This window comes from Zooshikella ganghwensis DSM 15267 (assembly GCF_000428585.1).
In the GTDB taxonomy this organism is placed as follows: Bacteria; Pseudomonadota; Gammaproteobacteria; order Pseudomonadales; family Zooshikellaceae; genus Zooshikella; species Zooshikella ganghwensis.
Genome location: NZ_AUAF01000173.1, coordinates 1 through 8338 on the forward strand (window position 1 = coordinate 1; position 8338 = coordinate 8338).

The 8338-nt window shown below is 38.6% G+C and carries 11 protein-coding genes; 9 read left to right on the forward strand and 2 right to left on the reverse strand.

The window, feature by feature from the left end; genetic code table 11:
- The first annotated feature begins 304 nt into the window (after positions 1 to 304).
- Entirely contained in the window at positions 305 to 655 is a 351-nt protein-coding gene (locus tag F607_RS0122450; RefSeq protein WP_027709866.1) for a hypothetical protein, read from the forward strand.
- Positions 656 to 727: 72 nt separating this feature from the next.
- Here the strand turns inward: F607_RS0122450 and F607_RS0122455 are convergent, their stop codons facing one another.
- Positions 728 to 1219 carry a hypothetical protein gene (locus tag F607_RS0122455; RefSeq protein WP_027709867.1) on the reverse strand — a complete coding sequence of 164 codons (492 nt, stop codon included), beginning with the start codon at positions 1217 to 1219 and terminating at the stop codon, positions 728 to 730.
- Positions 1220 to 1292: 73 nt separating this feature from the next.
- Here F607_RS0122455 and F607_RS0122460 point away from each other — a divergent pair, with 73 nt between their 5' ends.
- Both F607_RS0122460 and F607_RS0122465 read left to right on the forward strand, forming a co-directional pair.
- Positions 1293 to 2333 carry a coiled-coil domain-containing protein gene (locus F607_RS0122460; RefSeq protein WP_027709868.1) on the forward strand — a complete coding sequence of 347 codons (1041 nt, stop codon included), beginning with the start codon at positions 1293 to 1295 and terminating at the stop codon, positions 2331 to 2333.
- Entirely contained in the window at positions 2333 to 2620 is a 288-nt protein-coding gene (locus F607_RS0122465; protein WP_027709869.1) for a hypothetical protein, read from the forward strand. Before F607_RS0122460 ends, F607_RS0122465 begins: the two co-directional genes overlap by 1 nt.
- Positions 2621 to 2725: 105 nt before the next feature.
- On the opposite strand, the gene F607_RS0122470 is transcribed toward F607_RS0122465, so the two are convergent.
- Positions 2726 to 2992, reverse strand: coding sequence for a hypothetical protein (locus F607_RS0122470; protein WP_027709870.1), 267 nt, complete (start codon positions 2990 to 2992; stop codon positions 2726 to 2728).
- Positions 2993 to 3099: 107 nt separating this feature from the next.
- Between F607_RS0122470 and F607_RS0122475 the strand changes: the two genes are divergently transcribed.
- From F607_RS0122475 to F607_RS31180, 6 genes are all read left to right on the forward strand, one after another.
- Positions 3100 to 3447 (forward strand): VirB3 family type IV secretion system protein, encoded by a 348-nt coding sequence (locus tag F607_RS0122475; protein ID WP_027709871.1) that lies wholly within the window; start codon positions 3100 to 3102, stop codon positions 3445 to 3447.
- A 124-nt stretch (positions 3448 to 3571) separates the two neighbouring features.
- Entirely contained in the window at positions 3572 to 3760 is a 189-nt protein-coding gene (locus F607_RS34300; RefSeq protein ID WP_157365568.1) for a hypothetical protein, read from the forward strand.
- The gene (locus F607_RS0122485) at positions 3760 to 6276 is read left to right on the forward strand and encodes a VirB4 family type IV secretion system protein (RefSeq protein WP_027709873.1); all 2517 of its coding nucleotides are present in this window, start codon (positions 3760 to 3762) and stop codon (positions 6274 to 6276) included. The genes F607_RS34300 and F607_RS0122485 overlap by 1 nt, the downstream gene beginning before the upstream one ends.
- Entirely contained in the window at positions 6273 to 7160 is an 888-nt protein-coding gene (locus F607_RS0122490) for a hypothetical protein (protein ID WP_027709874.1), read from the forward strand. Before F607_RS0122485 ends, F607_RS0122490 begins: the two co-directional genes overlap by 4 nt.
- A 77-nt stretch (positions 7161 to 7237) precedes the next feature.
- Positions 7238 to 7681, forward strand: coding sequence for a hypothetical protein (locus F607_RS0122495; RefSeq protein ID WP_027709875.1), 444 nt, complete (start codon positions 7238 to 7240; stop codon positions 7679 to 7681).
- A gap of 120 nt (positions 7682 to 7801) precedes the next feature.
- Positions 7802 to 8338: hypothetical protein (locus F607_RS31180; protein WP_038292074.1), on the forward strand; the 537-nt coding region annotated here is incomplete at its 3' end.

Sequence of the window (8338 nt, forward strand, 5' to 3'; positions counted from 1 at the left end):
TTAAAACAGCAAGGTATCGTAAAATTAAAGGCGGAAGGACTGTCCGTCTCTGCTGATGGAGGCTGTGTAAGTCTGGCTAATGCCAGCTGTAGCCTGTGAAATCAGAAGCCTCGCCCGATTAGGGTGGGGAGCAGTCACTAAAACCAGTTGTTTTTTTACTAAACGTGATGTATAAAAAAATGGTCAGTAATACGCACTTATAGCTGACTGAAAGTGTGTCACCACCAATCAGAGAGATAGATACAGTCTCTCTGATTGAGAGCAACTGTATCCTATCTCACTTATCGTGAGTAAGGATGCCCACATGAATAACTCATTCACTCAATTTAATAACTTTGATTGTCTGAAAGATCTTAATTTAACTGCTGAAAAATTTGTTGAAAATGATGGCTCATTAGATAAGTTTTTGTCTGACAGAAATTTATACGGGCTGATATTTGAAGCAAAGCAGTTATTTCTTCAACCAAGTGCATTTCAGGAATTCTGTTATGAGCTTTACACTGCAAGACGTGGTCAGTACTTGATTGTAAAGCACTTACACAGCAGAGATTTGATTGTACTTACTTCTCCTAGTGGTGAATCATTAAGGTTCACGCAAGTAATAGATGCGCTATCTCGCTTAGGGATTGTGCACAATTCGCTGTCGTCTTTATAGGCTGACTGCAGATGAATGAGTAGCTTTAGCTGCTCATTCATCAATACGTTACTTTGTGTGATAGCTGGCAGATTAAGATGATTCATTAATTTCGTTCAAGAAACTTAATAACTTCTTTGATGAGGTAGCAGATAGCTCTATCTGATTGTTATCAAGATTAAGGATTTTGCTGCCTGAATGAGTAGTGAAGAGATCAATTTTAGTTGAGGTTATGACGGAATCATCAAAATTAACTATAACGCTATCTCTATAAACAAGCTGAGACGGATCTTTAACAGTAGTAAAGGTTAGAGTAAATGACCTATTTTTAGCTGTTTTTAAGGACAACTTATGTATAGATTCAATGCTTGAAGGTTGCTCATTTAAAAGTTTATCTAGTTGAGCTAGTAGTTCGCTAATGATTTTAGATGGGATATTTCCTCCCTGTTCATCATTTACCCTAGCTTTGTACTGGTAAATAGACTGCCTTTGTACATTAAGGTATGCAGCAAGGTCAGTGTCTGACTTTATTCGTAATAGCCGCTTAAGCTTGTCAATAATTTGTGCGTTACTATAAAAATTCATATTGTTTTATTTACAAACGAAATGTTATGTATATAATCTAATGGTTATAAGGATATGTATCAAGGACTGTGCTATGGATCTAGCTAAAATAACCACAATCAGCATTGGCGCTTGGTCCTCACGTATAGCGTCATATTTACTTTCAAGCTATTTTGCATATACGTTTGTTCAAAATTTAGGCTACTTAGCTATTGTCTTAGCTTTGCTCTTCATTTTGGTTACAGATTTAGCATGTATTGAATCCTTAAAACGGCTTATTTTGAGGCAAGAAAAGACAACAGTTGATGTATTTGTTTTTGTATTATGCCTTGGGATTAGTGTGGTGACTATAAGTGGGGTTGTTACTTCTGTGTCACTGAATGATCACCAGCAACATACCATGGTTAATGAACGCCTCCAGGTCTTAAATGATAAGATTTCAGCGCGCACAGATGAAATTGAACAGCTCAAAAAAGAGCGAACTATATATACGGAGTCAGAGAAGATCCGTTTAGAAGTAAATGCTAGGAATGGCAAAATCAAAGTGCTTACTGCTGAAAAAGAAGCTCTACAAGAAGAACGACTGAAGTTATTGAGTGGTAGTACACCACAAATAGATGCTTATCAGGGGATTGCAATAACGTGGGCTGCTTTCTTACCTATAACAGCACAACAAGTAAACTTACTGATGGGATTGCTGGTAGGATTGGTATTTGATTTCTTAAAGCTAGTATTTATTGTTTGGCAAACTAAAGCAAGATGTACAGCATCAGTTATTGATGGACCTAGCAGTAATACATCGGATAGTGATAAGACTAAGATCATGGGGTACCCTGAACTAGCATTGGCCTCAAGTCAGCCAGCTGTTAAGGCGGCTCAGCATATGAAACCTAAGACAAAAGGTGTTCTAACTGCAAGAAATGGAGTGTCAGAAGAAACCATTGAAAAAGCAATTGATGTGATTCAACAAAAGGAAATTACCAGTGGTTTTCATTCTAAATTAAGGGATAGCTTAGCAATAGCAGATGCGAAAGCTCGTCAGTTATGCCAGGAGTTAACCAATCGCCAAATTTTAGAGCGCGAAGGTAAATATTATAGGTTAGGACCAGCTTTTCAATGCTTGGTGGCTGCATAATGAAAGGTAAACATAATATTTTGTTGTTTAATCGAAAAAGTGTGCCTACGTGCAAGCAAGGTGAGGTGGTGTGTGATCATACCCGTATTAAGTTAAACCGTGCGACACGTACATTGCAGTGTTTGAATTGTGGTAAAAAAATTGATCCCTTTGATCACTGTTGGCGGTTAGCTGAAAAAGGTGAGCAAATCATGGTTGATATTCGTCACCTGAAAGCTGAGCGAGATAAAGTAAAGCGTGAACTTGCAGAATTACGCGTGAAAAAAAGTGAAATAGATAAGTCATAATTTATTGCAGAGTGTAGATAAAATTCGATAGAATACGGTGTTATTCGTATAAAAATAATCTATATCACCGTACTCTAATAAGTTGTAATAAGGAAGTTAACTAGATTATCGCTTACTCTCTTGAAGTAAGTAGTGAGTGTGATAATAAGACTTAATACCACGCGCTAGCTCACTGTACAGCGAATAGGAGTCATAAACTGCGTCCAAATTAAGGTGTTCCAGGGAGTCGAGAGAAAGCCGTATTAGCTCGCGAATGACCATGGAGCGATTGATCACTTTGGGGTCACAGTCTTCGTTGACGACATCAATAATGTATTCTTGCAAGTCGTCAATCATTTCTTGTGGCAGGTGAAACGTGATGAGTTTTGCCATGGTTCATTCCCTGAATGGTTAAAAAAGGACGTGAAAAAGGAACCTATATAACTCCTTATATAATATAGGTTTGACGAAATCATACTGAATATTATTTCGGGTGACAAATGGATACGTCTTTTCAGGAAGAAGCAGACGAACTAAAAAATTTACGTTTTTTTAATCAAAAAACCGTACTTGGTGTGCCAATACCCCATGTAATTAAAGCCTTTATATTTTGTTTATTGCTAAGTTTTCAAGTGTACTGGTGGTTTGGGGTATCCCTATTTACAGTTTTGTTTTTAACGGCCTATGTCATCTATCGTGATGATTATGAAGCGTTAACGTCATGGTGGGCTGCATGGTCTGTTAGGCGTTTGTCTGTAGATAAACCAACATTAAAAAAACGATTAATTATTCTTAATCGACAAGGAGAGAGTGTCAGTGAAAAAAGGACTACCGAAAAATTTAGTTAAATATTACACAACATACTGTGTATTGTTTTATTCGTCCTGGGCTTCAGCTGCTTACAACCTTAATGCTCCTACCACTGGTTTATTTGCAGGTCCTAACAAATTTTTTCAGGATCTAATAAATAATATGACGGGACCTTGGGCGGTAGGTTTTACCATTGTATCTGCGGGGGTAGGCCTGATGATATGGGCATTTGCGGCACAACAGGGTAAAGCTATTCAAACCTTGGCGCGTGCTGTGATTGCAGGCATTGTCTTTTTGAATATCACTGCTTATGTAATTGCTATTCAAAACTATTCAGGGAGTTCTACCTAATGAAGGCCATTAGTCAGCTGATTAGTGCATATGGCCAATGTCAAAAACAGATGATTACCACTAATGGACATGTTTTATGTGGCTTAAACATTGAACATGGTATTGAACTGCAACCTTATGAAGAGGCGACCTTGCGTCGTCTCAGTCAGTTGTATAAGTCCTTGTATGAGCAATACAGTGATACTATTTATTGGCAATTCTACCTGCATCTTGAAGGCTATAAGTATGTTCCCATGCCTCGTGATCATTCACGTAGTCAGCTGGTTTCGGAGCGCCGTGCACAGTTCTTGAACGAAAAAGGCCTCAGCCTTTCCAAGCTCTTTCACTGTTATGAAATTAAGCGGCCTCATCGGTTAGAGTTAAATTTGTTAAGGTTGCGTAAACTGGTCAAATCCATGACTAGCTTACGTGAAATAAAAAAAATTAAACCGTTATTTTCATTGCAAGATAATCTCTATTTAAATAATGAGTTATTAAAAGATCAGTTAGAGCAAGCCGAAGATATGCTGCATGTACTCAGTGATAGGCTAGATGCATACAGTTTTAACGTCCAATCGATGAGTACTACTGATCTGTGGCGGCTTTATCACTTTCTGGTGAATTTTGATAAAACTGTGTTTTTACAGTCGACATTCAATCAAGCACCATCGACTAATTGGCATGAACTGCTCGGCCAAGGTGATCAGGAAGTGGTAGAAATTGAAGGACTGGGTACAGCGCTCAAACTCCACGGTGCAGTACCAGTTTACACTAAAGTGTTGTCAATCACAGGGTCAGGGGACTCTCACGTCCGTTCTGCTGCATGGCTACGGGGTAAAATACCATTATTACAGCGAGGTAATTATGTGGTTATTACCCGATATGAACCGTACTCGCGGTTGCAAAAATCTTTATTTGTAAAAAATAAAAAAAATGAGGTGGCTCAACAAACGTTAAAAGTGAGTGATATTTTACTGGGTAATGTTAAGAATGCGGATGAACGATTGCGTGATGATGCTGCATATAACGAAGATGCAAAGCGTGCTATTCAGGATCTAAACAGGATTCAAAATGACCGTATTTTCGGACACTATCATGCATCAATTTTGGTATTTGATGATGATTTAAATGCTTTAAGAAAAACGGTAAAAGATTTTAACCAAGCACTTAACACCGCTGATTTTAACTTTATTTGGGAAAGTGCAGGGATACAAAAGGCTTATGCTGCTTGTTTACCAGGCAGTAAAGAGTCTAAATACCGTAACTTACAATACAATGCTGCCCAGGCATCAGCCTTAAGCTTAAACTATAAGGCACATACCGGATTACCATATTGGCAAACTACCAATGTCAGCGAAGAGAGTTTGGTCATACTGGAATCAGCTGATGGTACGCCTTTTCATTTTTCACCGTTTGTGGGCGACAAATGTTTACTGTTATGCACGGGACCTATTCGTAGCGGTAAAAGCTTTTTACGTATGCTATTAGCCATGCATATGCTCAAGTTTGGCACATTGTACTCTGCGATTGATATTGATGAAGGGGCTATACCCCTCGCCCGTTTCTATGGTGATGATGCCGCCATGATCAATATTGGTGGTGATGGTTTTGGTTTTAACCCATTTCGTCTACTGGATGATCCTGTGGTAAAGGATACGCTCTATAGCCATTTGGTAACACAAGTGCGATTGATGTTACTAAACAACAAAACCATCCGTGAAGAAGAGCGTCTTTTACGGCCAGAAGAGCTTGAAGACCTTATTCAGTGTATTGGGCAAGTAATGAGCTTAGGCGTCGAAGGTCGTTTATCTGGAGTGTTTGAAATGCTGATGAACACTACAAAGCAACGACTCACAGCATTTTTGCCAGGGAGCCATTATGGGGATCTCTATGGTGTTGCTGAAGATGCTATTGGCGAATTAAAAAAGCGTATTTCTGTTTTTAATTTAAAGCAGTACAAAGATAACGATGAATTACTGCCAATTTTAATGAATGAGATGTTCTATAGAGTGTATATGCAGTATGAAAATGAACATTTACGCACTATTCCAAAATACACCGATATTGATGAAGCCCACCACTTGCTCAGCATCGAAGCAGCCAGAGATGCCTTATTAAAATGTGTACGTACCAGTGGTAAATACTTTGGTGGGTTTGGGCTATGGACCCAAGGTCCTAGGGAATACATGTCGATACCGGACTGGCATGTCGTACGAGGGGCTGCAACGGCCTATATTTTTATGCCGGACTCTGAGGGCGATGCCTCACTGTATCAACAAGCCTTTGATTTAAGTGCTGATGAGTGCGCCTTGATTAAAAAAATGAAACCTAAAAAACAAGCACTCATTGTTCAGCGTGAGGTGGGTATTTCTAAAGTGGTGAATATCAATGCAGACCCCGCACAGTACGTCATTGGTACCAGTCGGCCCCAGGAAGCACCTATTCGCAACGAACTGTTTAAACGTTATCAACATAACCCTGACCTTGCCATTGAGGAAACCATTAAACAACTGAGACAGCAAGGATGTCGATTATGAAACTTAAAAAGCTTGCAAAAAAACTAGGTTATACACTTGCCTTATCAACTCTAATGAGTAGTTCGATTGTATTTGGTTCTGGAGGTACTGGAGTACCTACTTCGGATGTTGCTCTTTACCCCTTGCTAGAAAAGATAGCTGAGGGAAACAAAAAGGTGCTGGAGCAGCTTTCAGATAATGAAATCGCTAAATTGATCGAGCTATACGGTAAGCTTGATGATCAATATAAGAAACTCAGTGCAGAGTATGAGCATTTACAACGTATTGCACATGGACTGAAAACCATCGTTAAAGATCCTGAGCAGTTAAAACGCTTAGCGTATGAGCGTTTAGTAACAAATCGATCTGTGTATGATGATATACAACTGTATGATAAAAATGGTGTTTATAACGCTGATGAAGGTGTTAAGCGCATTTACCAAAGGGTGTTGGGAACCAGTGAAGTAGGCCGCCAACTGATTCCTGATAGGTATAGAGATAAAGGTTTTACCAGTGCAATGCGTGAAAAAGAATTAGCTAACTATGATCGTGACTTTCAACGTTCTCGCTTAGCTGATATCCATGCTTTTGATGTGAAAGATCTTGAGACAAAAAGAAGAAGTGCTATCAAAAGGTCTTCGGACTTAGATGAGCTTAGGCGTGATGTTGCGTTAGATAATAATAATGAGTTGGCTACGCTACAGTTAATGGCTTTGCAAAATCAGCATATTTTTGAAAATTTACAAGTAATGCAAGAGATTCAACAAAAGCAGTTTGAACATTCGAATAAGTTTTCAGATTTTATTTTTGCTAAGCAAGCTCAGGGCAGGTTGGAGCGTATTGAACGTATCCAAAGAGCATTAAACCAGTCACCTACAAAGATTGATAATACTGGGCGTTGGTGATGGTTTGATGAGTAAGGTCTTGGCTACTCAACAGCTTTATCAAATAAAGGTTAATAGGTATCTTACAGGATGTATTTATGAAAAACATGGTTTTAGCTTTTATTAGTTCTATATACACCTTAAATGGTATGGCTGCGAGCAATCCATATATTGACCCATATTTAGAGAAAAAAGCAGAGTACCATGAGCAGTTAAAGAAAGGTTGTAAACAACAAAAGTCGAAAAGCGTAGAAGATTTATTTAGTTGCTATAAGAATATCAGAAAAAGAATAGATAATGAGATTCCTGATAGAGGTACAGATGCTTACTGTAAAAATAAATATAACAGAAAAAGTAAACAGGATACTCAGAAGCTTATAGTTAAACTTAGAGCACTTAGAGATAACGCGAGGTCAAGTATACATGTGAGTGAGAGAGTTAAAGGAGAGGTTTTTGAAGAGGACTTCGACTTTGAAGTACTTTGGCTTCGAAAAAATATCCTTAAGGAGGAACTAATGATGTACGATGATCGTGGCTTTTAACCTGTTTTTTTAAGTTGTAATACCCTTAACTTTATAGCTCCTATAAATTATATATATAGGATTCTATATATATTTATATTTTTTTATCCTATTTTATTATTCTGCAAGGATGCGTAACGAATGAGAAATTCTGTAAAACCGCTGTTGCTGTTTGCGCTCCTGTTGCTGGTGCCTGGGGTTGCGCTGGCTGCGGATGCAACAACCACAGTGAACAGTGATGTGCTGTTTAAAACAACATTGAATGTAATCAGTGATTTTGTGAATTATGTGTTAGGTAGCCAGGGGAGCACGAATGTCCTGGGTAGCTTTGTTTGGCGGCTAATGCTGGTCATGGGGATTATCGCAATAGCTGATGCGTTGCTTCAGTGGGTTTTTTTTCGAGGTGGGGTTGAAGTTGCAGTACTGACGACCATACGTATTCTGCTTTGTGTTACCGGTCTACTTTTCTATGATTATCTGACAGATCTACTGTGGTCTGGTATTAACGATCTGGGCTTTGCGATCCAAAAAGTAGCGATTGGCAATACCGATCAATTTTTTGTTTACACTCATATTAAAAAAATCCTGAGTCGCTTGATTGGGATGGAATGGGATTTATTTGATAAAGGTTCACGTATTCTCGCGTCATTATCCTTTTTACTATTTAGTGGCTTGCTT

Excerpts from the sequence above, each read along its gene's own strand:
- F607_RS0122450 (WP_027709866.1), top strand. The coding sequence starts at position 305 with ATGAATAACTCATTCACTCAATTTAATAACTTTGATTGTCTGAAAGAT.
- F607_RS0122455 (WP_027709867.1), bottom strand. The coding sequence starts at position 1,219 with ATGAATTTTTATAGTAACGCACAAATTATTGACAAGCTTAAGCGGCTA.
- F607_RS0122460 (WP_027709868.1), top strand. The coding sequence starts at position 1,293 with ATGGATCTAGCTAAAATAACCACAATCAGCATTGGCGCTTGGTCCTCA.
- F607_RS0122465 (WP_027709869.1), top strand. The coding sequence starts at position 2,333 with ATGAAAGGTAAACATAATATTTTGTTGTTTAATCGAAAAAGTGTGCCT.
- F607_RS0122470 (WP_027709870.1), bottom strand. The coding sequence starts at position 2,992 with ATGGCAAAACTCATCACGTTTCACCTGCCACAAGAAATGATTGACGAC.
- F607_RS0122475 (WP_027709871.1), top strand. The coding sequence starts at position 3,100 with ATGGATACGTCTTTTCAGGAAGAAGCAGACGAACTAAAAAATTTACGT.
- F607_RS34300 (WP_157365568.1), top strand. The coding sequence starts at position 3,572 with ATGACGGGACCTTGGGCGGTAGGTTTTACCATTGTATCTGCGGGGGTA.
- F607_RS0122485 (WP_027709873.1), top strand. The coding sequence starts at position 3,760 with ATGAAGGCCATTAGTCAGCTGATTAGTGCATATGGCCAATGTCAAAAA.
- F607_RS0122490 (WP_027709874.1), top strand. The coding sequence starts at position 6,273 with ATGAAACTTAAAAAGCTTGCAAAAAAACTAGGTTATACACTTGCCTTA.
- F607_RS0122495 (WP_027709875.1), top strand. The coding sequence starts at position 7,238 with ATGAAAAACATGGTTTTAGCTTTTATTAGTTCTATATACACCTTAAAT.